We start from the raw sequence: 25,374 nt of genomic DNA, 5'->3' as shown, positions 1-25,374 counted from the left end.
AGTATCTTAACGCAGCCATAATCTAGAAAAAACTCATTGTTTTTTATTCTTCTGTCCAGCCAATCTTTTCGAAAATCCCATCTAGGTCCACTTCATTCCCCTCCGGACCTAACATAAGGAGGCTGATATTTTCCCGCTTCCACAAGCGATCCACAACTCGTTGTGTATCCCCAACAGTGACCCCTTCGAGCTTTTCCACTACTTCTTCAGGCGAGATTACCCGATTGTAAGTCAATTCCGTCTTTCCTAAACGACTCATTCTGCTACTGGCAGATTCCAGCCCTAAGTAAAGTCCGCCCTTAATCTGAGACTTTGTCCGGATCAGCTCATCCTCGGTAATACCTTTTCTCTTAATATCTAAGAGCTCCGCCAGTATGCATTCCACCACTTCTGCCGAATTGGAGGGGGTGGTACCTGCGTAGATAGCGAACAACCCTGTATCAACATAGGTAGAATGATAAGAATAAACCGTATAGGCCATGCCTCGCTGCTCTCTAATCTCCTGGAACAAACGGGAACTAAGCCCGCCACCAAGAATATTATTAATTATGTGCATGGTATAGAGATCCTTATCCTCTTGCCCTAGCCCCGGGACCCCAAGGATTATGTGCATTTGCTCCGTATCCTTGGGAACCATTTTATTGATCTGCCGACCATTAGGAGTTCCTTCAAGAACTCTTCTTCCTCCCCGAGTAAATTCACTATAAAGAGGAGCCAATTTCTTGAGAACATCCTCATGCTTAATTTTACCTGCTACGGCAATAACAAGATTATCAGGGGCATAATGATGATCCATATAAGTTAAGATCTTTTCCCGACTTAGTCCCTTAATGCTTTCCTCAGTCCCTAGAATTGGGCGCCCCAGTGGGTGGTCATTCCAGACCTGATCTGAAAACAAATCATGGATGAGCTCATCCGGTGAATCCTCGTACATTTTAATCTCTTCGATAACAACCCTTTTTTCCTTCTCAATTTCATTTTCGTCAAACAAAGATTCAAAGAACATATCATTAAGTACATCCATAGCCAGATCTATATCTTCATCCAAGACCTTGGCATAGTAACAGGTGTACTCCTTAGTCGTGAAGGCATTAAGCTGCCCTCCCACGGCCTCCAAAGATTCTGCTATATCCCGGGCAGAGCGGGTTTTTGTACCTTTGAAAAACATATGCTCAATAAAATGAGAAATGCCCTCATAGCCTTCCTTCTCGTCACGAGAGCCTGCACCTACCCATAGTCCAACAGCTACAGAACGAACATAATCAATTTCCTCTGTAATAATTCGAACTCCGTTGGGCAATACGGTTTTTTGATACATAACTTTCACTTCCCCTCCAAGAGATTCGAAAATCTCCCTTTAACCCTGACCTGACTTTCTGCGTACAAAGGTGTGCTGCTCAATTTAATTCCATCTAACCACACTTCATAAACTCCTACTTCCTCTCCCGCTTCAATTGGAAGAAGTGAATTTTTAGTCCATACGGTTTTCTTCTCAATTTTCTCAATATCTTCCTTGAGGACACTAACATACCAAGGATGCTGAAAAAAAGCCCTTATTGACTCACCACGTTCGGTAGGAAGCTCTAAAATATCTCCTGCCTGAGCGATGGTTATAGTTTCAGTATTGTTAAACCCCCATTCCAAAAGCTTTTGAGCATCGCCAAAGCGATTAGAGGCGTGAAGCACAACGGCAATAAGTTGCCGGCCGTTTTTGGTAGCCGCCGCAACTAAACACTTGCCGGCAGCAGCGGTTGTCCCGGTCTTGACTCCATCGGTATATGGGTAATTCCACAATAATTTGTTAGTGTTTTTGAGATTCATAAAAAAATCCGGTTCTATAAAATGAATCTCGGTCTCTTTTAAGCGGGTAATGGAGGCAAAAGCCGGTATCTGCAACCCATAGCGTGCCATTAGCGCCAGGTCATAGGCTGTTGAATAATGGTTTCGAATCGGTAGGCCATTGGTGTTCTGGAAATTCGTATTCTTAGCACCCAACAGCAGAGCCTTTTGATTCATTAAACGTATAAACTTTTCCTCCGTACCGGCAATTTGTTCGGCAATGGCTACACAAGCATCGTTTCCGGATTTAACCATCGCCCCGGTAATTAGTTCGTAGAGGAGAATTTTCTCTCCCGGGTCTAGATGAATGGTGGCTTCACCAACAGCTGCCGCTTTTTCACTGACTACGACCAGCTCATCCGGTTTTCCCAGTTCAAGACCCAAAATAGCTGTCATGATCTTTGTGGTACTGGCAGGGGGCCTTTGCTTATGGGCGTTTTTACCATAAAGTATATCACCGGTAGCTGCATCCATAAGAACTGCGGCATCTGCACTAAGATTAAGGGCGCTCGATGGCACCAAGCCCTGACTATTTTCTATAGTTTCTGCATAAACAGGTATGCCGTTAGTTCCCCACAAAATCATACCTATACTCAATAATAGTGAAATAAAAACGCAAACCCAAGCTTGCGTCCTTTTTTTTCCGACCATTTAACCACCTCACAATCTAATCTATGAGGTAGTATCTCCGACTCCTTCAGATGTTATCAGCTCATTTAATGTGAGAAACTGGAAACCTTCATTAGTTAGCTGACCCAAGATATTCGGCAAAGCTTTTACAGTATTTTCTTTTGGGTGCATTAAAACAATTGCTCCCTCCCGCTTCGGCTTGATACCAAAGCGTACAGGCGGGTCTACGATGCGCTTGGTAATAATCTCAGGTGTACTGTCCGATCGCCAATCCACAGTATCTAAAGTCCAAAGAACGGTTTTATATCCACATTTTTCAGCGGCTTTAAGCCCTGATGCACCCCGCTCACCATATGGTGGTGCATAATATTTGGTTTTAACTCCGGTGATCGCCTGGATGATACCCTCAGTCTTAAGAATTTCCTCCTGATTGGCGGCAATGGAAATTTGGTCTGGATGTGGATGGGAATAGCCGTGATTTTCAATAGCATGTCCTCGAGCTTGGATCTCTTGGACTAATTCAGGATTCTTATTGGCCCACCGCCCCGTAAGAAAAAAAGTTACTTTAGCATTATGCTTGTCAAAAATATCGAGCATAGCCGGAATCTGTTCGCCACCCCAATCCACGTTCACGGTCAAAGCCATGACCTTTTCCTGGGTCTTGATCTGATCAATGGGTACAGGAAGATCAGAGATAATCCCTACAGCTTTTTGCTCTACCAACAACGCAAGAGCTAAGATAGCTATTAGTCCAAAAATCCTTAAGGTCTTAAAGGAAAACCTAAAAACATACATTCGTCTACCCCCTTCCATAAAGGTTTATGCAAGGGGAGACGAATGCAGAAGTTTCAAATATTCTTCTAGTTTTATTCTTTAGGTTTTTTATTGGCAGCGTTAGCATTGGGATTAGGGATAGCATCTTTACGGGAGAGGTTCAAGCGGCCTTGCTTATCAATACCGGTTGCTTTGACAAGAATTTCATCTCCGACCTTGACTACATCTTCCACTTTTTCTACCCTGTTATGAGCTAGTTGGGAGATATGAACCAATCCTTCTTTCCCACTTAAGCCGAGAACCCCGGGAATAACTTCCACAAACGCCCCAAAATCCATGACTCGGGTAACACGACCGTTATAGATCCGCCCTACTTCTACTTCCTGAGTCAAAGCTTGAATGATCTTCAAGGCCTTTTCTCCGGCATCTCCGTCTACCGCAGAAATAAAGACTCGACCATCATCTTCAATATCGATTTTCACACCGGTCTCATCGATAATCTTCTTAATGGTCTTTCCTCCTGGTCCGATGACTTCCCTGATCTTGTCGGGATGAATATTAGCAGTGATTATTCTAGGAGCATAAGGAGATAGCTCGGTGCGTGGTTTATCAATGACTGCCAACATCTTATCCAGAATAAACATACGACCGGCTTTCGCTTGGATAAGGGCTTTTTCCAATATTTCCCTGGACACACCTTTGATTTTTATATCCATTTGGAGGGCTGTAACACCCTTACTGGTCCCGGCTACTTTGAAGTCCATATCTCCGTCATGATCCTCAAGACCTTGAATATCGGATAGAATGGCGATATGGGCGGCCTCGCTGATCAAGCCCATGGCAATCCCAGCCACCGGAGCTTTGATGGGCACCCCGGCATCCATTAAGGAAAGGGTACTACCGCAGACGGAAGCCATCGAACTGGACCCATTGGATTCCAAAACTTCCGAGACGAGACGGATGGTATAAGGGAATTCCGTTTCGTCGGGAATGACCGGAACAAGAGCACGTTCAGCTAAGGCGCCATGACCTATTTCCCTGCGACCTGGTCCTCGCATCGGGCGGGTTTCTCCTACACTATAGGGAGGGAAGTTGTAATGATGCATGTAGCGCTTGGATTCTTCCAGACCTAATCCATCTAAGATCTGTTCATCTCCTACAGCGCCTAGAGTAGCTACGTTTAAAACTTGGGTCTGTCCTCTTGTAAACAAGCCGCTGCCATGGGTCCGGGGAAGTATACCTACCTCCACGCTAATGGGACGAATCTCATCAAGGGCTCGTCCATCCGGACGAATATGTTCCACTGTAATTAAGCGGCGCACAATTTTATGTACGAAGTCTTCCAGCACCTTATCAATGGCTTTAAGATCATCAGGGTATTGCTCGGCGAAGTAAGCTAAAGCCTCTTCTTTTACTTGACTAATAGCCGCTTCCCGAGCCTTTTTTTCTTCAGTGCGGACCGCTTGATCCAGTTTGGCATAAGCAAATTCTTTAACAGCCTGCACTATTTCTTCCGGAATCCGCACCATTACGACTTCCTGTTTGGGTTTTGCCAGATTTCTTTCCAGAGCTTCGGCACGGAAGCTCTCGATGAACTCCGCAATGCGCTTGATTTCCTCGTGTCCGAACATAATGGCTTCCAGCATTTGCGCTTCCGGGATTTCTTGAGCACCTGCTTCAACCATCATTACGGCGTCTTTGGTTCCCGCCACGGTAAGGTGGAGCAAACTTCTTTCCGACTGTTCAACTGTGGGATTAATGATAAATTCATCGCCAATTAACCCTACTGTAACAGCGGCTACCGGTCCCTCAAAAGGGACGTTGGAAATGGTCAAGGCTGCTGAGGCAGCATTAATTCCGGTAATATCTGAGGCACAATCCTGATCCACAGACATAACTTGAGCTACAACTTGAACATCATTTCGATAACCTTCAGGAAATAGGGGGCGAATGGGGCGATCGATAAGACGTGCAGACAAAATGGCTTTTTCACTGGGGCGTCCCTCGCGCTTAATAAATCCGCCGGGAATTTTACCGACAGCATAGAGTCTTTCTTCAAATTCGACCGTCAAGGGGAAGAAATCAATACCTTCCCTAGGCTGAGCACTCCCGGTAGCAAAGGCTGAAACAACTGTATCTCCATACCGACAGAAAATAGCACCACCAGCTTGTTTGCCAATTTTCCCCGTTTGGAAGGTCATTGTTCGGCCGCCGACCTGGATCGAACGTTCAAATACTTCCTGTTGCACAATGGAACCTCCTTAAATATCTCTAACTTTTTTCCTTCTTAACCTGTTTGATCTTCGACACATTGTTATTATTTCCTGCATTTTAGTTAAAAAAACTGATTATGCAAAAAGAGAAGCAGAAAAACTGCCTCTCTTCCTTCTCCATATTCTTAATTGTTTTAGCGGATTAGCGACGTAGACCTAGTTCGGAAATGATTTTACGATAACGATTAACGTCCAATTCTTTTAAATAATTGAGCATCGCACGACGTTGTCCAACCATCTTCAAAAGTCCACGACGGGAATGATGGTCTTTCTTATGAGTTTTGAAGTGCTCAGTCAAATAAGCAATGCGCTCGCTTAGTAAAGCAATTTGTACTTCCGGAGAACCCGTATCTCCTTCGTGTTGTTGGAATTTCGCAATGATTTCTTTTTTCTTTTCTGGTGTCATCATGATTAACTTACCTCCAATTAATTTTAATCGCCTGCTGCCCAGAATTACGCCGGAGAACGTAAGCCCGAGCGAGCGGTTCTAGGTTCTCAAGTATTGTACAAGAAAAAAAAGGATTTGTAAAGGTTCGACCTTTACTTTTATTTTTACTTTTTATGTGAGCCTTTTCGTTTCACATTTAAGTGGCACTAACTGCCTGGTCCTGGTCCCGAAAAATTCCTTGTAGAATCCTTTTGGCCTTTAGGGCGTCCATTTCCAGCTGCCTTTTTAACTCTTCGAGGTCGGCAAATTTCCGTTCATCCCGGATTTTCTCTTCGCAATAAATAGCTAATTCGCTGCCATACAGATCACCGCAAAAGTCAAAAAAGTGAATCTCCACTGTTAGTTGATATTCTTCATGAAAAGTAGGCTTCATTCCTATATTCATCATACCTTGGACCAACCGCCCATCGATCTGCGCCCATACGGCATATACACCCCGTTTAGGAATCAACAAGCCCTCGGAAACCTGCAAATTAGCAGTAGGACAACCTAACCGGCGACCCCGTTTTTCCCCTTCTATCACCCGCCCACAAAGGCGGTGAGCCCGCCCTAATAACTTCTTGGCTTGGGCTACATCACCATTAAATAAGGACTTACGCACAGCTGTAGAGGAGATTACTTTGCCATCAAGGGTCTGCGGCTGAAGCACGCTGACGCCAAAGCCATACTCTTGACCAAAACGCTGCAAATCTTCCGGTGTTCCTTTACCCAGAGCTCCAAAGGAATAGTTAAAGCCAACAACGATATGGACAACCCCAAGCTTTAATAAGATATTCCTAACAAACTCTTCCGGTGGGGTACTTGCCATCTCCTTAGTGAAATTCACTAAATAGACGCGATCCACACCGATCTCCGAGAACAACCTGATTTGTTCTTTTTGAGTTGTTAAAAAACCGATAACCCGCTCTGGAAATAGCAGTTTTAGTGGATGAGGCTCAAAAAGCAGGACCGCCAGATCAACTCCTTTTTGAGTAGCGTATTCTAAACCACTTTTTAGCAGCCGCTGATGCCCCAAATGTACCCCATCAAAATTCCCTAAAGCCAGCACACACTGATTCATAGAACTTGACGGTAATTCACGAATGATTTGCATGATATCCCCACCTAACCAATCCACTTAGAAAACCTTGTGCGGACAGAGGGTCTGCTCTCTCCAAATACCTATACCTAAAAAGTTTCCTTCACTGAAAACTTGAACTTCTGTCCCCTCAGCAAAAGTACCTCCGCCCTTAACCTGGCTTTTGGCTGTAGAAAGCCCATTACGAAAAGCCACTGCCCGCTGGGAAGGCAAGTTAACCTGCGGTATATCCAATGCCTTTTCCATAGGAATCAAAAAGGCATAATCTCCTTTACTAATCCGCTCTTGAATTGCCTCAACTGAAATGCTTTCCTCAATCCTGAAGGGGCCCGAACGCAGACGGACAAGATCCGACATATGGGCTCCACACCCCAAAGCTAGACCGATATCATGACAAAGAGTGCGCACATAGGTGCCTTTTGAGCAATCAACTTCAAACCTAGCTTTGGGAAATTCTCCAGGAATCCATTCAATCAGCCTAAAGCTATCGATACTGATTTCTCTAGGCTTTCTTTCCACCTCCACACCTTGGCGGGCAAGCTCATAGAGGTGTTTGCCTTGATGCCTTACCGCCGAAAACATGGGTGGTATCTGCCGGATTAAGCCAAGAAAATTCGGTATAACCTTTTCCAAATCTTCCAAGCTTAAATTGACCGGCTGCTTATCGATTATTTCTCCTGAGGCATCCTGGGTATCGGTAATGATCCCGAAGGTAATCTCTCCGCGATAGGATTTACCCTGATTGGTAAGATACTCCGCTAACCTGGTCGCCTTACCTACACAAATGGGCAAGACGCCGGTAACATCGGGATCAAGAGTGCCTGTATGGCCAATTTTACGAGTGTTCAGTATCTTTCTTAAGCGAACCACAACATCAGAGGAAGTCATCCCCATAGGTTTGAGTACGTTAATGACTCCGTCCAAGCTTTAGTTCCTCCTCAATTGTCTGTAAAAGAAGTTTTTGGGCTTCAGCCAAAGGTACCGCCAAGGTACACCCGGCAGCCCGTTTATGACCTCCGCCACCAAACCGGTCTGCAATCCTATTGACGTCAAACCAACAATTAGAGCGAAGACTTACGCGAATAGCTCCGTTATTGGCTTCTTTTAGCAACGCAGCCACTTCGACCCCTTCAATAGTCCGGGCATGGTCAATAAGCCCATCACTCAAGCTTTCATCGGCACCGGTCTCCCGAAAATCCTGTTGGTGCAAAGTCATCATCGCCAACTGCCCTCCGGCAAAAATCTGCAATCGGTTCAGGGAACGGCGCAATAGTTCCAGCTTGACTAGAGGGGTCTGATCATATACATAATGATGGACGGCACCAATGTTAACTCCGGCCTCAATTAGTTCCCCGGCAATCTGATGGGTCTCGGCTGTGGTATTGGCATATTTAAAAGATCCTGTATCAGTAAGGATTGCCGTATAAATGTTAGTAGCGATATCCTCCGTTAACCTAACATTGAGCTCGCGAATCAATGCATAGGCGATTTCACCGCTGGCACTGGCCTTGCTATCAACCCAATTGATATTACCAAAACCCAGATTTGAGATATGGTGGTCAAGATTAAGCACCATGGAATCCACAGGAATATCTTCCCTTTTTAATTTAACCCGCTGTAAGTCCGCACTGTCCACGAATAGAAGGATGCTGGGCAGAGGACTGGGTAACTGCGAGTTTATTTTTTCTACCCCAGGTAAGAATCGCAAATTTTGAGGAATCGGGTCGGGATTATACATATAGACTTCTTTCCCTAATGATTCCAAGGCTAATCCTATTCCCAGCATGGAGCCGATACAATCTCCATCCGGTGAAACATGGGAGAAAAGCGCCACTTTAGGCGCTTTTCTTAATTCCTCAGCCATTTGGGTTGCAACACTATTATTCATTGGATTCATCCTCGTTTTTTGATTCCTCGTGTTTGACTCCCCGCAGCAGTTGGGCTATGTGGGCACCATGCTCAATGGAAGTATCATACTTGAAAATGATTTCCGGAGCGTACCGCAAGCGTACCCTCTTGCCAATCTCACTGCGTATAAAGCCTGCAGCCCGCTTCAGACCCTCAATGGAGTCCTTTGCCGCCTGATCGTCACCAAGGACACTTACATATACCTTGGCACTTCCCAGATCATCTGAGACTTCCACGCTGGTAACAGTAACAAAGCCAATCCGCGGGTCTTTCAATTCTTCCCGTATCAGCTGGGAAATTTCGTGTTTTAAGGTTTCAGCAAGTCGATTCGAACGGTGTTTAGCCATGTGGTCTCCCCCCAAAAGAGGTTATTATAATTGACGTTGAACTTCTTCCATGATGAAGGCCTCGATGATGTCTCCCTCTTTAATGTCGTTAAAATTAGCAACTCCAATTCCGCATTCATAGCCTTCCATAACTTCCTTGGCGTCATCCTTAAATCGCTTCAATGACTCCAATTCCCCTTCATGAATGACTATGCCGTCACGGATAACGCGGACTTTCGAATGTCTGGTAATTTTTCCATCGAGGACGTATGAACCGCCAATAGTCCCGATTTTGGGTACCTTAAAGACTTGACGAACTTCAGCCCGCCCTTGGGTAACTTCTTTAAAGTCCGGATCCAGCATTCCTGTCATAGCCGCCTTAACATCTTCAATGGCGTCATAGATTACGCGATAGAGACGAATGTCAACGCCTTGCAATTCAGCTGTTGATTTGGTATTGGCATCGGGGCGGACGTTAAAGCCAATGATAATGGCATTGGAAGCTGCGGCAAGCATAACGTCCGTTTCTGTGATTGCCCCTACTCCTCCGTGAATAGGATTAACCCGGACCTCGCTGGTTGACAGACGAAGCAGAGATTGCTTCAGAGCCTCAATGGAGCCTTGAACATCAGCTTTAATGATCAAATTGAGTTCTTTGACTTCCCCTTCTTTGATCCGATCAAAGAGGTCTTCCAAACTTACTTTAGAAGTCTGCCTTGCCTCTTCGGCCTTACGTTCGGTAGCGCGCGCCTCCGCAACCTGACGAGCATGCTTTTCATCTTCTACTACATTGAAAACCTGACCGGCAACAGGAACTTCGTTGAGCCCTTGAACTTCCACCGGCATCGAAGGACCGGCTTTTTTGACGCGACGTCCTTTGTCATCGACCATCGCTCGAATACGTCCAAAGGCAGAACCGGCAAGGATTATATCGCCAACATTCAGGGTACCTTTGGAAACGAGCACAGTTGCTACAGGTCCCTTCCCTTTGTCTAATTCTGCTTCGATAACTGTACCGGTAGCAATCCGGTTGGAGTTAGCTTTAAGCTCTTTGATCTCAGCTACGAGGAGAATCATTTCCAGAATCTGTTCAATATTTATACGTGCTTTGGCAGAGACCGGTACAGCGATGGTATCACCGCCCCATTCCTCTACTACTAATCCATATTCCGTTAACTCCTGTTTGACTCGGTCAGGGGTCGCGGCTTCTTTATCAATTTTATTAATCGCAACAATGATCGGAACATCCGCTGCTTTGGCATGGTTAATGGCCTCAACAGTTTGTGGCATGACCCCGTCATCGGCAGCTACTACTAAAATAGCAATATCCGTTACTTGCGCCCCACGAGCACGCATAGCTGTAAAAGCTTCGTGACCCGGTGTGTCAAGAAAGGTAATTTTTTGCCCTTTAATTTCAACTTGGTAAGCACCGATATGCTGAGTAATCCCACCTGCCTCCGATGCGGTAACATTCGTAGTACGAATAGCATCAAGAAGCGAGGTTTTACCATGGTCAACGTGACCCATAACCGTGACTACCGGTGGACGAGGGCTCAGATCTGCCGGATCATCCTCGATTTCTTCGATAAGGGTGATTGGTTTTTCTACCTTGACTTCTACGGTAACTCCCATTTCTGCAGCAATAATAGTTGCAGTTTCCGAATCAATCTCTTGATTGATGGTGGCCATTACCCCTAAATCCATAAGTTTCTTAATAACTTCCCCGGATTTTCGACTCATCCGTGAAGCTAACTCTTGAACGGTGATCGACTCCGGGATGACAATATGCTTTGGCGCAGTATCGCGAACTTCACGAACAGCCGTTTTCTGATTACGCTTATTATTCCGTGGAGTACGTATTTCCTTTTCAAGATCTTTTTTCCGCTCAACAAATCGGTCTTGAGTTTTCTTTTTATCGACAACCTGACGCTTTGGCGGTTGTTCTACAGCAGGTGCGCTGGGGGCAGAAGGTGGTCTTTGACCCGGACGTTGACCCTGAGGACGATCCGGTCTGGGACCTTGTGGGCGGCCTTCCATTCCTGGCCGCGGGCCTTGCGGACGATCCGGTCTGGGGCCTTGTGGACGGCCTTCCATTCCCCCCGGCCGCGGGCCTTGCGGTCGATCCGGTCTGGGACCTTGCGGACGGCCTTCCATTCCTGGCCGCGGACCTTGCGGTCGATCCGGTCTGGGACCTTGTGGACGGCCTTCCATTCCCCCCGGCCGCGGGCCTTGTGGTCGATCCGGTCTGGGACCTTGCGGACGGCCCTCTCCAGCTGCTCTTGGACTACCTGCCTGTGAAGCCTGGGAATTACCGTGATTACTTTCGGAACCTTGAGCTAAGTTTTTATTCTCTTGGACCGGTGCAGGCTTTTTGACATCCGCACCTTGCCCTTTTCCTTGCGGCTTACTATTTTGTGCCCGAAGACGATTGGCATCTGTATCTTCGACAGCACTCAAATGGTTTTTTACATCTATACCCATGCTTTCCAGACGATTCATCACTTCTTTACTACTTAAATTTAGTTCTTTTGCTAATTCATGAACTCGTATACTCAAAATACCACCCCCACATATTCAGCGCACAAAATCTTTCCAGGCGTCAACTCCTTAACTTTAATATGGCCTTAGAAAAGCCTTCGTCCATAACCAGAACTGTAGATCTCGGCGAAAGACCAATAGCAATTCCTAAGTCCTCTTTAGTCCCTATAATCAAAACAGGCAAATGTAGATCTTCCGCCCATTTCTGATACTTTTTATGGGTTCCCGGAGCATCTTCCGCCAAGATAAGCAGGCTTCCCTTGTCTTTCTTCAACATCGCCTCAACTTGGGACTCTCCGGAGGTAATTTTCCCCGCTCTTCTAGCAAGTCCTAAGAGTGAGTAGATCCGTTCTAGCACTCTCTACTCAACTTCCTTTCTAAATCCTCAATCACTTGAGGAGCCATCTCAACCTCGAGGGCTTTTTGAAACCTTTTTCCTTTTACAGCCGCTCTGAAACACTCCAATTGAGGGCAAATGTATGCTCCACGACCATTCCGTTTACCGGTTGCATCAAGTTCAACTATCCCTTCGGGTGTGCGAACAACACGGATGAGCTCCTTTTTGGGTTTCATTTCTTGACAACCTAAACACATTCTCAGCGGAATTTTACGTGTCTTCATAACATTCACCTACCTTTTACCTTTAGTTTTCTTTTTCTTCTCCTTGCGGCTGCCCTTCTCATCGGCCTCAAAATATTTCATCATAGACCGATCTCGTTCAGTAAGTTTTTCTTCCTTACCGGTTTGATCGCTATAGCTATAATCTTCCTCAAATTTGCCTTCTTCAGACTCCCCATTACCTTCTAGCTCAGGCAATGCATGGCCTTCATTATCATCATATTGAAGATTTTCATCCTCATACGCTGGGTAGTCCTCATAATCCGAGCCTTCTTCATAGGTCAGTTCATCTTCGTAGGTATCATCGTACTCATCATATTCAGCGTTCTCATCGTATTCAGCATTCTCATCGTATTCATTATATTCTTCATAGTCCTCATAATCTTCATACTCGGCATAATCGGCGAATTCATCATACTCTTGCAGGTCTCCCTGATCCTCTGTCTGCTCGGGGATGAGATTTTGCGTTATGGCTTGGGTTTCGCTCTTTATGTCAATCTTCCAGTTTGTAAGCTTGGCAGCTAAACGAGCATTTTGACCTTCCTTGCCAATTGCCAGTGAGAGCTGATAATCGGGAACAACTACGAGAGCTACTTTCTCATTAGGTTTAGGATAAACTCCAACTACCTTGGCAGGAGAAAGAGCATTTGCCACAAATTCCTCCGGATCTGTGGAGTAATTGACAATGTCGATTTTTTCCCCCTTCAATTCAGTGACGATAGTTTGCACACGGCTGCCTTTTGGTCCTACACAAGCCCCAACGGGATCTACATTAGGATCTCTGGAATATACGGCAATTTTAGAGCGTGCTCCCGCCTCCCGGGAAACTCCCTTAATCTCAACCAAACCGTCATGGATTTCCGGCACTTCCAATTCAAATAACCGCTTAATTAAGCCGGGGTGAGTACGAGAAAGCATCACCTGAGGTCCTTTGGTAGTTTTCTTAACTTCAACCACATAGGTTTTAATTCGTTCAAAGGGTTGATAGGTCTCACCGGGAATTTGCTCTTGAGCTGTAAGAATTGCTTCTACCTTGCCTAAGTCCACAATAACATTTTTCTGGTCATAACGTTGGACTACGCCGGTGACGATATCCCCTTCGCGGTTAATATATTCGTCATAAATCATTCCCCGCTCAGCTTCGCGGATTCTTTGCACCACCACTTGCTTGGCCGTTTGAGCAGCAATCCGTCCAAATTCCCGGGGAGTGACTTCGTATTCAACAATATCTTCAATTGTATAATTAGGATCGATCTTTTGCGCTTCGACTAAACTTACTTGAGTCCGAGGATCTTCAACATCCTCAACAACATTTTTCCGGGCAAACACTTTAAATTCGCCGGTCATCCGGTCAATATGTACCCGGACATTCTGTAATGAAGCAAAATTTTTCTTATAAGCAGATATTAGTGCCGCTTCAATGGCTTCAAACAGAATATCCGCCGAGATCCCTCTCTCCTTCTCTAATTCATGGAGGGCCTCAATGAAATCCATATTCATTTTTAATTCTTCCCCCTTATATTAGCTTGAAACGTTCTTGCCCTAAAAGCTGAATCTTTATATTCAAATTAAAATTCAAAAGCCAAATTTGCCTTATCTACTAGTGATTTCGGGATAGCTATTTTATCCTTTTCATATTCCAAGACTATCTCATTATCAATTAGCCCTACTAAATAACCCGTAAACTCTTTATATCCTTGATAAACTTCTTTGGTGAGCACCCGCACCAATTTGCCTTTAAAACGTTCATAATCCTCGTCCTTCTTCAACGGGCGCTCTAATCCAGGTGAAGATACTTCAAGTATATAGGCTAAACTAATGGGATCGCGCTTATCTAGAACCTCGCTTACTAAACGGCTTGTATCCGCACAATCATCAATATCGACTCCGCCCTCTTTATCGATAAAAATACGGAGATACCACTGAGCACCTTCCTTGACATATTCAATATCAACTAATTCAAGACCTTGGTCGGATATTACCGGGGCAATCAGTTCTTCAACCTGTTCTAAGACGGACTTTCCCATAGCCATCCTCCTATTATTTTTAATAACAACTATCCTTAGTGTTGCGAGGGTTACAACCAGTTATACAAAACAAAGGAAAGAGTGGGTTCAAGACCCACTCCTCTTCGGCTGCGATAGAATTTCTCTTCTTTATACTATAGCACATCATATGTGGTAGTGCAAGCTATTCAGGAGGATCTAGCTGGAATTTTTCAGTATCGCTAGATTCTATATAGATGCAATAAAATAAACCGTGAACAGGTTTTTAGCCACTGCTCCCAGGAAGCATTGCCCTCATCACATTGATGGATTTCTCTCCTTGGGACTTATCTCCTTCAGCTTCCTCAGCCTTAACTTTCTGCTCAGGATAAAATTCCGTTAAATGCTTCCAAAAGCGTTTAGGCATGAAGTTCATGCGGCAGCGGGGGTTATCCCTGTTTTCAATGGCAATAGTCTTGTAGAACTGCTGCCAGAGGCGGCGATATTCTATTTCTTTTTCCTCAGGCTCCGGCAATTCCCAATCTTCAACATCCACTATTTCCACTCTGCCTCCTTGATGAACAAGCGCCGCCTTGTGAGTCTTATCAAAAATCATAAAGACTTCATTGGGGTAACGGCTGGAGAAGTGAGCGGCTAATAGAGGCAAAACAAAATTTTGTGGTTCAATCATGGCGACCAAAGCCTCGTTATAAATCGAAAACCGGACAAATCCTTTATAGCGGTGGCTTTCAAAAGTTAAGTTCTGGACGGCTTTTTGCAATGCATTAACATTATCATCGGTTAACATCCCCATGACCTTTCCACCCACCCTGTACCCCAGCCTTAGAAAATTGAAAACCAGCCGTTCTTTATGAGGGACGCGGGTTAAAAAACCGAGTTTCACCAATTCTTGTGCCTCCAGTGATATCTTGATGGGGATGGATTCGTATACCCGCTGAGCCTTTTGGTGATCTGTCTCAATATATTTAGGGGTATCAAAGAGACCGGACTGACCTTCCGGCGGGAGAATATCGTGAGGGATTTCCTTTTGTTCATAGCTGGCGAAGACACAGCATAGGAATCCTTCAAAACTCCCATCGTATTTGTAAACTAAAGTTGTCCCGTCAAACACTGAATCACATCCTCTCGGGAAATCGGCGGCTCCTCAAATAAGGCCAGTTGCTGGGGAGCCCGGGAGGGAAGGCCGGCGATGACCCGCTCGGACATCAGGGCTTGCATCACATTATGAGGAGTTACCTTTAGCCCCTCCAGAGTTTTTCCTTTGCAGAGAATAAAATACTGAGCACGCTTAAGCACAACGCCCAACTTTTTCAATCCCGCAAAATCAAGCGGAGCTATTTTTCGTGCCCGCAAAATCCGGCGGGCACTGGTTACGCCGATTCCCGGTACCCGCAGGAGCATTTCATAAGGTGCTTTGTTGATCTCGAGGGGAAACTGGTCCAGATGATTAAGGGCCCAGTTGCACTTAGGATCAACCTGCAGATTAAAATTCTGATGATCTTCATCCAATAACTCCCGGGCTTCAAAACCATAGAACCGCAAAAGCCAATCCGCTTGATAAAGACGATGCTCCCTCATCAGCGGAGGTTTTATCGATACTGCCGGCAATAAACTATGTTCGGCAACCGGTATGTAAGCGGAGAAAAAGACCCGCTTAAGCTGATACTTCTTATACAGCCCTTCTGTCAAAGTCAATATCTTATAGTCAGTATCCGGCGTGGCACCGACAATGAGCTGGGTGCTTTGACCGGCCGGGGCAAATTTCGGTGCATGGCGGTATTTGACCAGATCCGTAGTATTCTCCGCTATTTTTCCTTTAATAAGACCCATAGGCCGGAGAATAGCTTCCTTACTCTTATCCGGAGCCAAAAGACTTAGGCTCTCCTGCGATGGAAGCTCAATGTTAACACTAACCCTGTCTGCCAAATACCCCAGTTGTGCTAAAAGCTCATTATCCGTACCGGGAATAGCCTTAACATGAATATATCCGGCAAATCGGTACTCCTGACGTAAAAGCGCCAAGGTTCGAAGCAATAATTCCGAAGTATAATTAGGATTTTTAATAACTGCGGAACTTAAAAACAACCCTTCAATGTAATTGCGCCGGTAAAAATTAATCGTCAGTTCGGCAAGCTCCTGAGGAGTAAAGGCAGCTCTGGGAATATCATTAGAACTGCGATTAATGCAATATTTACAATCATAGACACAGATATTGGTCAGCAATACTTTGAGAAGAGTTATACACCGTCCATCTGCGGCAAAGCTATGGCAGATTCCAGCAGCGACTGCATGTCCAATGCTGCCTGAACTGCCCTTACGCTCTACTCCACTGGAAGTACAAGCCACATCATATTTTGCCGAGTCAGTTAGAATAGTTAGTTTATCAAATAGCTCCATGTCCGTCCCCTCCCTTATAAGAATATAACAGAACGTACATTCTTGCAAGGGGATTATCTGTTCCTTAATCTATGAAAAATCGGCGGGGACTTATACTTATCAGCTCGTTCTTAAATAGTATGAATAATGTTATAAGATGACCATTCCCCTCCGGAGAGGGTTTTGATAGCCCGTTTTTTGGGGTATATTATTTTATCAATCTCCCCATCGGTAAGTCCTTGGGCCCTTAATTCTTTCACCCTATCCCGCAGTTCCGTAAGAAAATCCAGCTTTTGTCTCATTTTTTCCTTACCCTTGGAAACAACCCCGGCATGGGAACAGAGCACCGTATCAAAGTCAAGCAGCAGTACTTTTTCCAGGGTGGCGATCATCTGCTGCATATTTTCTTCATTAAGGGCTAAGAGCACTCTCCGCCCCACATACAAATCTCCCGTAACGAGCCAGCCCTGCTCCTTCTCATGGAAAACATGGTGAAACTCCGTATGGCCAGGTGCTTCAAGGGCCTCAAAGGTGTACCGCCCCGTTGAAATCACCTTCGGCATTGGTTGGGGGTAAAAAGGTTCTCGATTCCCCCAGATGAGACGGCGATAGAGCCGATATTTCCCCCTTTGTTCCGCAGTCTTAATGGCCTCCGGATGCAGAAAGATGGGTACTTGTTTATTCCTTTGCAACCAGTGAGCCATGCCGGAATGGTCTTCATGAACATGGGTAAGAGCGACTTGCTTAATGTTCTGCCGACTATAGAATTCCGCAGTATCTTTTTGCAAAGAAGATGGTCCTGTATCAAAGAGCAGCCCATCCACTAAGTAAATATAGACATCCATCTTAGCACCAAGACCGCTGCAGACACCGTGAATAGTGATAATATCTTCATGTTTATCAATATCTATCAATGCTTTTTACCTCCTTACGTTGCTATCCATGTTGTCAAAATCATATATGCCATATCCAGAATTTACAGAATATTGTACTCCCTGTCAATGCTTGATTGACTATAGCCGTTTTATGAAGATAGTCTTTCCGAAAAAATTGACCGGGAATATGCTTTAAAGCAATTCCCGGTCTTATGATGCTTATTAAAACAAACCTTATTTATTATTATCCCTACAAATTAATATAGCAAAAATAAATCTTGTTTAGAAAAATATAATGAGTGGTTGGTATAAACTATATATTCATTACAATTGACTAAATTAGAAATAAGTATTTCATCCATATGTAATTCTCTGTTAGGCTTGGATATTACCGCTATTTCATTACTAAAGTACTTTAAATCTTGGCCTTTAAAACTATAGACTTTGGTATTGGTAAAAATATCAATCACCTCGTTATAGGGCATTTCATCGGTTATTGAATAAAACGTCCCATTATAATATTTTATATCTTTATAAAGATAATCTAATTGTTTTCGGGAAACTTTTCCATTATTAAGATTATAAGTAATAAAATCTGTGGTTCTATCATTAAAAGATTCTACTATATAAATGATATTACCGCTTTTATCTTCTGCCATATCAGCATTATTCTCAAGCAATCTTATGCATGTTTTATGGTCTGTAGATTGTATAATTGAATCATTAAAATTTAAACCATTAATTACCTTTTTCACAAATTCAATAACATCTATGGCGACTAGATTTTCGATTTCATCAAAATAATTATTGGCGGTTCCCCTTTGGACATATTTTTCCCATATCCTTCTTTTTTCCTGCCAGCTTATTCTTCCCGTTTTTAATATTAAATGCTTCCCATCGTTAACAATCCAAGCATCATCCAATCTTAATAATGTATCCTTTTCACCAATCTTATCTTGTATTCTATAGCTTTGCTTTTCGATAGCATCTATCAGATAAATTCCTTCAAAAAAAGGCCTGCCGTATTTCAAATCATTATAAGGAATAGCTAAAAGAGCATACCTTTCACTTAAACCAATCATTCGCGAATTTAATACACCGGAAGAGCCATCGTTATTATCGCACGAAATTTCCGTAATACTATCTTCCGTCCAATCTTTACAATTTACTTTATTGATTTTCATGCAATTATTTTCCACATAAGCATAATAGATTGTTCTTTTCACCGTTGTATATGTGATAATCTGCGGCCTTTTTTCAAACTTAAACTTTATTGTTTCATTAGTATTAAAATTATATTCGAATAAACCAACGTAATTGTAAGCATTGTCAGTCTCTACTAACAAAATACTATTTTCAGAACGAATATTTGTCGGTACTGCTCTGATTAACTGCTGAGTTACATTTATTATTTGCATATAATGTTCCTCCAAGTCAATAGCGTTGCATAAAGCTACAATAAAAATGACAAAGCCTAAATTCAGCTAAATTTAAGCAAATCGGGTTAAAATAAAGTGTTATTCCTATTTATCCCTGTAAAAGCGTAAAAAATCCTTATAATAAGAGATAGGGTAGTCCTCGCCCAAATCTCAAATTATAAGGAGATCAAAATGCAGAACAAGTATACTACGAATTCCACATTTATGCAAGCTTTCAGCCGTTTTTTTCAATAGATCCTCGATTATAAAACTTAATTTCCAACTTACTGTTCTGGTGTACGTAAGTCCTCGTCATTGACTGAGCCTTTTCCAACTTTTACTTTTTCATAGTAAACAAATTCGCCATTATCATATTGTATCTGCGTTGGGGCACCCGTTCGAGAACTAATCCATATTTTCATTACCCCATTGGATCTAGGCTCCACTACAGCGCATTCTTCACCATTTACTTTTTCAAAACTATTATTTTTTATATTCCCTAGGTCTAAATCATCGATATACTTTAAGAAAGTAAGCTCTCTTATATTTACCGGTTCGTTTTTACCCACTATTCCTATATTGTGATAGCTTGATTCTTTTATAACTTTATGATATTCATCGATAAGTCCTTGCTCTTCTGAATAAATCTGCCCCGAAACACTTATAGGTGAACCTTGTTCTAATATCTCAGTTTCGATTCTTACTTGTTTGTTTTTAAACCAAACCCTATAGATGTAAGTGATATCGGTTTTTACCTTTACCGGCGTTACTAAAGTTTTTTTAAATTCGTAATATCCCTCATTGATGAGTTTGTTTTTTTCGACTAGTTCTTTGATCGTAATACTTTGGTTTGAAGATGACATATTGCTACATCCTAAGGCAATCAATATAGTTAATAAGATCAAAAGGTTAATTGACAATCTCCTCATATCAAATCCTCCTAAAAATCATCTAAACGTCTTAGATTAGGCTACAAAAATGCATATCAAAATAGCGACGAGTGCGAACTCATATATTTTCATTTAAAATCCCTTTAGGTGACTTAATTTGTTAACTCATTCCTAAAACATCTCATCTTTTGTTTAATATAAGAATATTACTAAAAAAAAGGCGGTCCGAATAAGGTAACGCTTTATTTGAGTCAACCAATTTAATAACGCGAAGCAAGTATGCATACCAAGTTCTTTTATAGGAACCGTTCCCTTACGAATACAGTGAACAAGACCTTTATACCCAAATCAAAAGAGATATTGACTATTACTATGCTGGGAAACTAGTGATCACAGTAAGGAAGCAATAGCCCCTTACTATTATCCAAGAAATGCCTGCAATTCACGGTTTCCGTGTCTAAAAGAGACGAAAACCCGGGTTGCAATGTTAGGGAAATTCCAGATGCAAGATTCTCCATTTTTAACTTGCAACTTTTTGTAATAAGGTCTTGCAAAAAACATTCAACTGCAGGTTTTCTTCCGGTGAAGGAGTAGGCCTTGTAAATTCAAATCATCAACGCTATAACCATACTGGCTCGTTAGGTTCATTTCCGGGTGCTGGGAAATATAAGCGTAGCGAAGTTGTTCGCCCATAAAGTCGTTTGCCGTCAGCAGCCATTCATCCACTGTCCCCTTGACATGGGCATAGTCATCGTTTTCCGCAATAAAATTCAGGTAGTCCGCCTTGCGCTGTTCATAGATATCTAAAAAACTGTTGCGCAAAGCATCATGCTCGCCGGCCACTCCGTTTGCTGCCAAAAAGTTCCCGACCCCTTTGGCAAAGTTGGCAGCGGCTTCGCCGACACGGGTGGCAAACAGGCTCTCCTGATTAGCCAGTTCCGCCTGTTGTTCCTCTCCGATATAGTATTGTTCTATGCGGGTTTTATACTGTACGTATTCGGAAGCAAAATAGTCAATTTCGATAGCAACGTTATCTAATCTATCTTTGGTATGGGTCGCAAGACTAGTATCAACCAATTTCCATGAGATCTCCTTTTCTCCGCCGCTTGCCCGTTTTTGGGCCAGAAGTTCCTGAGGATCGGTGGCCAGAGCTTCCCCAGTCGCAAATATCTTTTGGGCCGGCGGGAAATCCTCCCAGGACTTAATAGATAAATCCCATTGCATTTGGCCGGCTACCTGGGCACCCGACAAGCTCCCGTTACCCAATATCGTTAAGATGCTTTCCAGCAGCCGCTGATGATGAGATTTAAGTTCTTCTATCCTTGTATATCCATCCTCAAGGACATAACGATGCCCGGGAAAAACTACCTCTAGATCAAGACCGGAAACTTTATCGAGACTTTTCAGATATTCGCCGAGGTAATCTCTGGTAATGGTTGCAGGCGGCGCCCAAATCGTATTATTGGGAGTGATCTTTCCCAAAATATGATCACCGAAGAAGAGGATTTTTCGTTCCGGATCATAAAGGCAAAAATGATCCGGTGCATGACCTGAAGTTTCGATACACTGGAAGCTGAATTCGCCAACTTGGAGCATGTCTCCATCCAGTATATTAATGACGTTTTCTACGATGTCACTGGCGTATGTATACCCGGGGTGGTCGGATATACTGATATTAGTCAGTCCGCTTTGAGTGATCAGCTCATTAAAGAAGCTGTTCAACCCTGTCCCCGCATATCTCCGCAAAGTATCAGCACAATACCTGCCGCTATAGACCTTGTTTGTGGGGCGGGACAGATAACCTGCTAAGCCCTAATGATCCCCTAAGCGTAGCTCAGATTGGCAAGCGCTTGCCAATCTGGTAAAGGGTGTCCCCAGGGTCTCCCCCCGACAGATCAGGCCCGGCAGATCCGGGAAAATAACGATATACCGGCCTGAGCGAGCGTCTGGTCATCCAGACTATCCTCAGAAAGAATTTTGATTTAATCGATGAGTAATTTCCAGGCTCATCGGTGGCAAAGGAGGTGAAGGGATGGCTATTACCAATAAAACGGTTCTGCGGCTGACTTTTAATACCACGGGGAGCAAAACCTTTCCGACTTATGCAATCATTTCAAAGGCCGGATTTCATAGTACTACTCCCGCTTGCCGCCGAAGGCACGCAACTTTGTGTTCTCGTTGATCTCGCCGAATTTCGTATCGACTAGGCCGCCGCCGGCATGAGCACGATGGGTGATTGGGTCTGGGCAGCAAGAACCGAGCCCGTCAGAGCATCGACGAGAGTTTGACCGCTGGCGGCATAGACAACATCCTCTGAAAAGTTAAGCCTTTGGCGCAACAGCCAATTGGTGTCATAGCGATCGATTCCGGCTATACGGGTGAAACCGGCTTGATCCCGGACCATCGCCCGTCCGCCGATAATATATTTATTCTCAGCCGGAATGGATGACAAGTCGATCGTAACGCTGCCGTCCGATTCAACCGGCTGGATCAGATAGTGATGGGCCGCGGCGTAGGGAGCGGCAGATATGGCGTCGGCCAAAGCGTTGAAACCTACGAGGAAGATGCCCTGTGGGTTTTTAATCTTGGCGTTGACCTTCTGCGCCGTTTCTATGCGGGTCGCACCTTGCAGCAATTCGACCTCGACACCGGGCAGACTGATGGATAGTTGTTCAAGCAACGCGGGACTGAGGGCACCGACAGCAAAAATGTGCTTGGCACCGAGGCGCTGAATCTCAGCGATCACAGCGGAGTCGAGCTGCTGGTTGATACTGAGCAGGATCGGTGCGTTTTCCTGACCGGCTAAAGGCGCAGCTGCCAGGGCGTCGACGAGATTGGCGTCGTTTCCCGAGGCGAGGACGATGCTTTCAGCACTCCGCCACCCCTGCTGGGAGATAGCTACAGCTGTCAGAACGCGATTCTGGCCGGCTATATATTCTACATCAAGGGTGCTGAAGCGATTGAAGATCAGTTTGTCGTTGGCACTTTGGGGCGACACGACGGTGTTATTGTAAATGATGGGCGTGCAGGCGGAAAGCTGGTAGTTTTTCAACCTTTCTATGGGGCCGAGAGCCTGGCCCTGGGTATCGACATAGACATAGCATACGTCGCCGCCCTGGGTTTTATCTCCCCAACTCCAACTACTTTCTTCCAAGCTAAATTCTTCCCAAAGAACCATGAATTTGTTGCCGCTGATGGGCAGCAGTGAGGGAACCGTGGTAGTAAAGCTGCTGTCTGTATAGGAAGCCAGGGTCACTTGTCTAACCTGACCGGCGGAACCATTTTTGGGTACGACACAGAGGATGATATCGCGCTGATCTGCCGGCAAGCCAACCAAGTCATAATTTGTATACTCTAAGACCCGGGAATGATCAACTGAGTTCATGGCAACGAGGTAAGCGGTATCACTGACAGCCAGCCCGCCCACGGATACGCCGGTGACATTCGCGCCGATTTTCCCGGGGATCGGAAACAGGTCCAGTTCCCGGTAACCGGATGGGGAGTTGCTTATATGCATGACGACGCTGCGGGGATAGGCATCGCCGTGATCGACCAGTATCCGCCTCGTCCCGTCATAAGCGACGAATTGGTTGAAGGAATGACTGACATGATTCTCCTGGAACCGTCCAAGATTATTTTTAACGGTCATGCTGGGGATATCGAGAACAATCGTTAATTGCGATTGGTGATTGAGACCGTCCTCAGTCGTATAACGCAAACGGGATGTATGGAACGTGAGTTCATTCCCGGATTGCGCCATCTTACCGCATCCGGATCGAAATGGAGTGATCGTGTAGCTTTCGTCGCCATAAACCGAAACGCTGTCGATACGCCGAAACTCCTTATCGTAGCGGACGATGCGGATAACCTCTTTGCCATCGTTTTCTTCCTTATTTTCCTGGCCGAAAGCGATAAAATTGTAGTCCCCGCCGTTGTAAAAAGCACCGAAAATCGGCAATTCCAGCTCGATGCGCTGCTGGTTAAGAAGTTGATAATTCTCGTCCAGCGTCGCCACGAGTATCCCATCGGGGGAAGCATTGAGCAGTGAAAGCATGTGATCACTATTTATGAACAGGTACGATGTCTGTGTCTCCGCCCAGCGGAGATCCCTGGACAAGGGCCAGCCGATGGAGTTATGAGGCAGGTTCAGAATCTTGGCGCTGCTCGGCAGTCCGGGTATATTTTCCTGATCCTCGCTCTGAAGCCCAGCCGCCATGATTGGTGAACTGATGGCGAGGGATAAGATCACCGCCAGCAACATTGCGGCGATTCGCCTCCATTTTCTGTTGGATTGCATTGTCTTTTATACCTCCTACTATTCACGAACGGTATCGCATTAAAAACACCTGTAGTATTATAGTTACTTCCTCATTCCGGCTGCAGCATTGTCAAAGGGTGTAACTTGTTGGCATCCCATCATCTTACACCAGTATATCCCAGAATCGGGCATGGGTACAGTTACTTTGACTCTGTCTCTCGCAAATACTATAATTATTTTTAATTGCAAGGATTACCTGCAAACACTTATCTAACATGTTTTTAAGTCCTCTCTGTAAGCCTGATTGCAATGTCCCAAGATATGATATAATGATCTTGGAGGGATGCACATGACCGAACGCTTAAACCGAATCAACGATTACTTGTTTAAATACATCTTCGGCCGGCAAGAGAACAAGGATATTCTGCTGAGCTTCCTGAACGCTGTCCTCTCTCCCGCCGGTGAAGATGAGTTGACCGACATCACCTTATCGGATCGAGAATTGGACCCCGAACATCTCAAAGATAAGCTGTCCAGACTGGATATCCTAGGAGTTGCCAACGACGGCAGCATCATCAATATCGAAGTACAAATCGCCAACGAAAAGAATATAGATAAGAGAACACTGTATTACTGGGCCAAGATCTATCAAGGCCAACTGCAAAGCAGCATGCTCTATAAAGATCTGGCCCGCACCGTCACGATCAATGTCATGGCCTTCAGCTTCCTTTCCGAGGCCCAACGCTACCACAGCATGTTCTCATTGTATGAAGCCCATTCCGGCAATAGGCTGAATCGGGATTTGGAAATCCATTTTCTTGAGCTGGAAAAATGGAAAACCCTGAATACTAAACCAAAGACCCGCTTGGATAAATGGTTGATGTATCTCTCAAATACACATCCTTTAGAATTGGAGGAGATCGCCATGAGTGAACCGGCCATCGGTAAAGCCCTGACAGCTGAGGAAATCTTTTTGAAGAATGATAAAGAGCGGTATCTCTATGAAATGCGGGAAAAGGGCATCAGGGATCATCTATCGGCTATGGATCAAGCTAAAGCTGAGGGAATAGAACAAGGGATAGAACGTGGTAAAACCGAGATAGCCTTATCCATGCTGAA

At 44.6% G+C, this 25,374-nt stretch carries 23 protein-coding genes; 2 read left to right on the top strand and 21 right to left on the bottom strand.

Annotated features, from left to right (window positions below; genetic code table 11):
* Positions 1-43 precede the first annotated feature (43 nt).
* From AC1U9U_RS05170 to AC1U9U_RS05075, 20 genes are all read right to left on the bottom strand, one after another.
* Positions 44-1,318: a M16 family metallopeptidase gene (locus tag AC1U9U_RS05170; protein WP_479959487.1), complete on the bottom strand. Its 1,275-nt coding sequence runs from the start codon at positions 1,316-1,318 to the stop codon at positions 44-46.
* A 5-nt stretch (positions 1,319-1,323) separates the two neighbouring features.
* Positions 1,324-2,490 (bottom strand): D-alanyl-D-alanine carboxypeptidase family protein, encoded by a 1,167-nt coding sequence (locus AC1U9U_RS05165; protein ID WP_479959486.1) that lies wholly within the window; start codon positions 2,488-2,490, stop codon positions 1,324-1,326.
* Positions 2,491-2,511: 21 nt separating this feature from the next.
* A complete protein-coding gene (locus AC1U9U_RS05160) occupies positions 2,512-3,264 on the bottom strand; it encodes a polysaccharide deacetylase family protein (protein WP_479959485.1) in 753 nt (250 codons plus the stop codon).
* A 71-nt stretch (positions 3,265-3,335) separates the two neighbouring features.
* Complete coding sequence (locus AC1U9U_RS05155; RefSeq protein ID WP_479959484.1) at positions 3,336-5,492, bottom strand: polyribonucleotide nucleotidyltransferase; 2,157 nt, start codon at positions 5,490-5,492, stop codon at positions 3,336-3,338.
* A 166-nt stretch (positions 5,493-5,658) separates the two neighbouring features.
* Complete coding sequence (gene rpsO, locus AC1U9U_RS05150; RefSeq protein ID WP_479959483.1) at positions 5,659-5,925, bottom strand: 30S ribosomal protein S15; 267 nt, start codon at positions 5,923-5,925, stop codon at positions 5,659-5,661.
* Positions 5,926-6,100: 175 nt separating this feature from the next.
* Positions 6,101-7,057: a bifunctional riboflavin kinase/FAD synthetase gene (locus AC1U9U_RS05145; protein ID WP_479959482.1), complete on the bottom strand. Its 957-nt coding sequence runs from the start codon at positions 7,055-7,057 to the stop codon at positions 6,101-6,103.
* A gap of 24 nt (positions 7,058-7,081) precedes the next feature.
* Entirely contained in the window at positions 7,082-7,966 is an 885-nt protein-coding gene (gene truB / locus AC1U9U_RS05140) for a tRNA pseudouridine(55) synthase TruB (protein WP_479959481.1), read from the bottom strand.
* The gene (locus AC1U9U_RS05135) at positions 7,950-8,930 is read right to left on the bottom strand and encodes a DHH family phosphoesterase (RefSeq protein WP_479959480.1); all 981 of its coding nucleotides are present in this window, start codon (positions 8,928-8,930) and stop codon (positions 7,950-7,952) included. The genes truB and AC1U9U_RS05135 overlap by 17 nt, the downstream gene beginning before the upstream one ends.
* On the bottom strand, positions 8,923-9,297 hold the full coding sequence (gene rbfA, locus AC1U9U_RS05130) for a 30S ribosome-binding factor RbfA (RefSeq protein WP_479959479.1): 375 nt from the start codon (positions 9,295-9,297) through the stop codon (positions 8,923-8,925). Before rbfA ends, AC1U9U_RS05135 begins: the two co-directional genes overlap by 8 nt.
* 24 nt (positions 9,298-9,321) lie before the next feature.
* Positions 9,322-11,832 (bottom strand): translation initiation factor IF-2, encoded by a 2,511-nt coding sequence (gene infB / locus AC1U9U_RS05125; RefSeq protein ID WP_479959478.1) that lies wholly within the window; start codon positions 11,830-11,832, stop codon positions 9,322-9,324.
* A 43-nt stretch (positions 11,833-11,875) separates the two neighbouring features.
* Complete coding sequence (locus AC1U9U_RS05120) at positions 11,876-12,172, bottom strand: L7Ae/L30e/S12e/Gadd45 family ribosomal protein (RefSeq protein ID WP_479959477.1); 297 nt, start codon at positions 12,170-12,172, stop codon at positions 11,876-11,878.
* Positions 12,166-12,435, bottom strand: a complete 270-nt coding sequence (gene rnpM, locus AC1U9U_RS05115; protein WP_479959476.1) for an RNase P modulator RnpM — start codon at positions 12,433-12,435, stop codon at positions 12,166-12,168. Before rnpM ends, AC1U9U_RS05120 begins: the two co-directional genes overlap by 7 nt.
* 9 nt (positions 12,436-12,444) lie before the next feature.
* The gene (gene nusA, locus AC1U9U_RS05110; protein ID WP_479959475.1) at positions 12,445-13,932 is read right to left on the bottom strand and encodes a transcription termination factor NusA; all 1,488 of its coding nucleotides are present in this window, start codon (positions 13,930-13,932) and stop codon (positions 12,445-12,447) included.
* Between the two features lie 68 nt (positions 13,933-14,000).
* Positions 14,001-14,459 (bottom strand): ribosome maturation factor RimP, encoded by a 459-nt coding sequence (rimP, locus tag AC1U9U_RS05105; protein WP_479959474.1) that lies wholly within the window; start codon positions 14,457-14,459, stop codon positions 14,001-14,003.
* Positions 14,460-14,703: 244 nt separating this feature from the next.
* The gene (locus AC1U9U_RS05100; protein ID WP_479959473.1) at positions 14,704-15,549 is read right to left on the bottom strand and encodes a TIGR03915 family putative DNA repair protein; all 846 of its coding nucleotides are present in this window, start codon (positions 15,547-15,549) and stop codon (positions 14,704-14,706) included.
* A complete protein-coding gene (locus AC1U9U_RS05095; protein ID WP_479959472.1) occupies positions 15,528-16,835 on the bottom strand; it encodes a putative DNA modification/repair radical SAM protein in 1,308 nt (435 codons plus the stop codon). Before AC1U9U_RS05095 ends, AC1U9U_RS05100 begins: the two co-directional genes overlap by 22 nt.
* 110 nt (positions 16,836-16,945) lie before the next feature.
* Positions 16,946-17,728 (bottom strand): MBL fold metallo-hydrolase, encoded by a 783-nt coding sequence (locus tag AC1U9U_RS05090; protein ID WP_479959471.1) that lies wholly within the window; start codon positions 17,726-17,728, stop codon positions 16,946-16,948.
* 218 nt (positions 17,729-17,946) lie between these two features.
* On the bottom strand, positions 17,947-19,107 hold the full coding sequence (locus AC1U9U_RS05085; protein WP_479959470.1) for a hypothetical protein: 1,161 nt from the start codon (positions 19,105-19,107) through the stop codon (positions 17,947-17,949).
* Positions 19,108-19,391: 284 nt separating this feature from the next.
* The gene (locus tag AC1U9U_RS05080) at positions 19,392-20,036 is read right to left on the bottom strand and encodes a hypothetical protein (protein WP_479959469.1); all 645 of its coding nucleotides are present in this window, start codon (positions 20,034-20,036) and stop codon (positions 19,392-19,394) included.
* Between the two features lie 522 nt (positions 20,037-20,558).
* Positions 20,559-21,743, bottom strand: a complete 1,185-nt coding sequence (locus AC1U9U_RS05075) for an MBL fold metallo-hydrolase (protein WP_479959468.1) — start codon at positions 21,741-21,743, stop codon at positions 20,559-20,561.
* 286 nt (positions 21,744-22,029) lie between these two features.
* Between AC1U9U_RS05075 and AC1U9U_RS05070 the strand changes: the two genes are divergently transcribed.
* Positions 22,030-22,179 carry a hypothetical protein gene (locus AC1U9U_RS05070; RefSeq protein ID WP_479959467.1) on the top strand — a complete coding sequence of 50 codons (150 nt, stop codon included), beginning with the start codon at positions 22,030-22,032 and terminating at the stop codon, positions 22,177-22,179.
* Between the two features lie 21 nt (positions 22,180-22,200).
* Here AC1U9U_RS05070 and AC1U9U_RS05065 read toward each other — a convergent pair whose 3' ends face one another.
* A complete protein-coding gene (locus AC1U9U_RS05065; RefSeq protein WP_479959466.1) occupies positions 22,201-24,294 on the bottom strand; it encodes a cell wall-binding repeat-containing protein in 2,094 nt (697 codons plus the stop codon).
* A 310-nt stretch (positions 24,295-24,604) separates the two neighbouring features.
* Here AC1U9U_RS05065 and AC1U9U_RS05060 point away from each other — a divergent pair.
* A partial coding sequence (locus AC1U9U_RS05060) for an Rpn family recombination-promoting nuclease/putative transposase (RefSeq protein ID WP_479959465.1) occupies positions 24,605-25,374 on the top strand: 770 nt, incomplete at its 3' end.

The sequence above is a fragment of the Desulfitobacterium sp. genome, assembly GCF_982384815.1.
This window is presented reverse-complemented; position numbering and strand designations above follow the sequence as displayed.

Excerpts from the sequence above, each read along its gene's own strand:
- AC1U9U_RS05160 (WP_479959485.1), bottom strand. The coding sequence starts at position 3,264 with ATGTATGTTTTTAGGTTTTCCTTTAAGACCTTAAGGATTTTTGGACTA.
- AC1U9U_RS05065 (WP_479959466.1), bottom strand. The coding sequence starts at position 24,294 with ATGCAATCCAACAGAAAATGGAGGCGAATCGCCGCAATGTTGCTGGCG.
- rpsO (WP_479959483.1), bottom strand. The coding sequence starts at position 5,925 with ATGATGACACCAGAAAAGAAAAAAGAAATCATTGCGAAATTCCAACAA.
- rimP (WP_479959474.1), bottom strand. The coding sequence starts at position 14,459 with ATGGGAAAGTCCGTCTTAGAACAGGTTGAAGAACTGATTGCCCCGGTA.
- AC1U9U_RS05070 (WP_479959467.1), top strand. The coding sequence starts at position 22,030 with ATGGCTATTACCAATAAAACGGTTCTGCGGCTGACTTTTAATACCACG.
- AC1U9U_RS05170 (WP_479959487.1), bottom strand. The coding sequence starts at position 1,318 with ATGTATCAAAAAACCGTATTGCCCAACGGAGTTCGAATTATTACAGAG.
- AC1U9U_RS05080 (WP_479959469.1), bottom strand. The coding sequence starts at position 20,036 with ATGAGGAGATTGTCAATTAACCTTTTGATCTTATTAACTATATTGATT.
- rnpM (WP_479959476.1), bottom strand. The coding sequence starts at position 12,435 with ATGAAGACACGTAAAATTCCGCTGAGAATGTGTTTAGGTTGTCAAGAA.
- nusA (WP_479959475.1), bottom strand. The coding sequence starts at position 13,932 with ATGAATATGGATTTCATTGAGGCCCTCCATGAATTAGAGAAGGAGAGA.
- AC1U9U_RS05085 (WP_479959470.1), bottom strand. The coding sequence starts at position 19,107 with ATGCAAATAATAAATGTAACTCAGCAGTTAATCAGAGCAGTACCGACA.
- AC1U9U_RS05135 (WP_479959480.1), bottom strand. The coding sequence starts at position 8,930 with ATGAATAATAGTGTTGCAACCCAAATGGCTGAGGAATTAAGAAAAGCG.
- AC1U9U_RS05165 (WP_479959486.1), bottom strand. The coding sequence starts at position 2,490 with ATGGTCGGAAAAAAAAGGACGCAAGCTTGGGTTTGCGTTTTTATTTCA.
- rbfA (WP_479959479.1), bottom strand. The coding sequence starts at position 9,297 with ATGGCTAAACACCGTTCGAATCGACTTGCTGAAACCTTAAAACACGAA.
- AC1U9U_RS05145 (WP_479959482.1), bottom strand. The coding sequence starts at position 7,057 with ATGCAAATCATTCGTGAATTACCGTCAAGTTCTATGAATCAGTGTGTG.
- AC1U9U_RS05095 (WP_479959472.1), bottom strand. The coding sequence starts at position 16,835 with ATGGAGCTATTTGATAAACTAACTATTCTAACTGACTCGGCAAAATAT.